Origin of the sequence: Phragmitibacter flavus (assembly GCF_005780165.1) — a bacterium.
GTDB lineage: Bacteria > Verrucomicrobiota > Verrucomicrobiia > Verrucomicrobiales > Verrucomicrobiaceae > Phragmitibacter > Phragmitibacter flavus.
The window spans coordinates 1-1747 of sequence record NZ_VAUV01000037.1 but is presented as its reverse complement, the minus strand read 5'-3'; the positions used below and the strand labels follow the sequence as shown (position 1 = coordinate 1747).

Annotated in this window: 1 protein-coding gene; it reads right to left on the bottom strand. The window is 58.1% G+C overall.

Features of this window, described 5'->3' with window-relative positions:
- Window positions 1-172 precede the first annotated feature (172 nt).
- Window positions 173-1681, bottom strand: coding sequence for an IS1182 family transposase (locus tag FEM03_RS24155; protein ID WP_138088996.1), 1509 nt, complete (start codon window positions 1679-1681; stop codon window positions 173-175).
- Between the last annotated feature and the right edge of the window lie 66 nt (window positions 1682-1747).

Below are 1747 nucleotides of genomic sequence, written 5' to 3'. Positions count from 1 at the left end.
CCAGACTGTGTAAAAAGCCCATTCCATCCGTTGATGGCCCGTCAATGGGTGCGCAATGGCCAACAAGGGAGGCCTTTCCTTGATCTGCGTGACCTTCTCTTGATGACTTGCTCGCTTGTCTTCTAACTTTGTGACCCCCCATCAACCTCAGTTACTGGCTCGCCCTAGCCTTTCAGGCGACGGCTGCGCTCGGTCTGCCTACGGCCTTGAGCAGTTCGCTCATGCTTAGCACGTTGAGCACGCGCCTCAGGTTGTAGGCCAGTGCGGCAAGCGCGATCTCTCCTCGCACTTGCTCCAGCCCTTTCATCAAAAAGGCTCCGTATCCCCAGCCTTTCAGCGTTCCAAAGACGTGCTCTACGATTTGTTTGCGCTGCGCTCCGTTCTCTGGCTTCGCGGCATATCGTTGCGCGGCCCGCTCCACCACCGCTTCGTTCGCCAGCCGCGTGATCACCCGATGCTTTCCACTGGTGCAGGCACCTCGCAACGCGCAGTTCCCACAGGCTTCGCGATTGGCGTAGTGGTGGATTTCTTCCCGCCCACCGCGACTCAGGCTTCGTTTGCAGCACTTAAGTTCTGCTCCACCGGGGCAATGATAAAGGTTCTTCACCGCATCGTATCTGAAGCGCTCTTTGCTGTAGATGGGCCGTCCGTCCTTGCCACTGCGCCCGCTGGTGTTGCCTTGGGCGGGCACGTAGGTTTCAACCGCCGCTTGCTCGCAGGCTTCCAGCTGGTTGGCGGCGTGATAGCCTTTATCCGCCACCACGCTCAAGGTGGGCACTTGCATGGCTTCTTTCGCAGCGACCGCCATGTCGCCAAGCTGCCCCCGGTCGCTTGAACTCTGCACCACTTCCTCCGCCGCAATAAGATGATGTTTGCCATCCACCGCGATCTGCACGTTGTAGCCAATGAGATACCCGCCCTGCGTGGACTGGCGCATCTTGCGTGCATCGGCGTCGGTGAGCGATACTTCATTTTGACCGCTACGCTGCAGCTGCTCGAGCCGCCGGTTTTGTTCCTCTCGACTCGTGCGCAACTGCTCGATTTTCTCCCGTAAAGTGCCGCCACCGCCATCACCACCACCACGCCGGGCGTCGTCACCCGGGTTGGTGAAGACCGGCCCCTGCGCCTCGCCATCCGCGCAGTCCAGCTCCTTCAAATAAGCCTCAATGCGTTCATCAATGCGCGCGATGATCTTCTTCAACTCACGCGCACTGTGGTGACGATGTTTGCTGTTGAGCGCCTTGAACTTGCTGCCATCGATGGCGACGAGTTCGGCACCGAAGAGCTCCAGTTTACGGCACAGCAGATTGAACTCGCGCAGGACATTTTTGAAGAGTGATCGGTTGTCTTTGCGGAAGTTGGCGATGGTTTTGAAGTCCGGGCGGAGCGAACGCAGCAGCCAGATGAGTTCTAAATTGCGAGAACATTCCAGCTCTAAACGGCGGCTGGAGCGCACGCGATTGAGGTAGCCATAGAGGTAGAGTTTGAGCAAGTCAGCCGGGTGATAGGGCGCGCGACCCGTGGCCTTGGTTTCGGCATGAGTAAAGCCCAGCGCGACGAAGTCCAGGCCATCGACATAAGCATCAATGAAGCGCACCGGAGCCTCGGCGTGGACATAATCATCAAGGCGGGGCGGCAGCAAAAGGGTTTCATCGCGGTCATGACCTTGGATATGACTCATGGAGAGTTTAAATCTCGACAAACCCGCCCACGTCAACCCAAAGCCGGGAGTTTTTACACAGTCTGG

Bases quoted from the DNA above. Each gene is read 5' to 3' on its own strand.
- FEM03_RS24155 (WP_138088996.1), bottom strand. From the start codon at position 1,681: ATGAGTCATATCCAAGGTCATGACCGCGATGAAACCCTTTTGCTGCCG.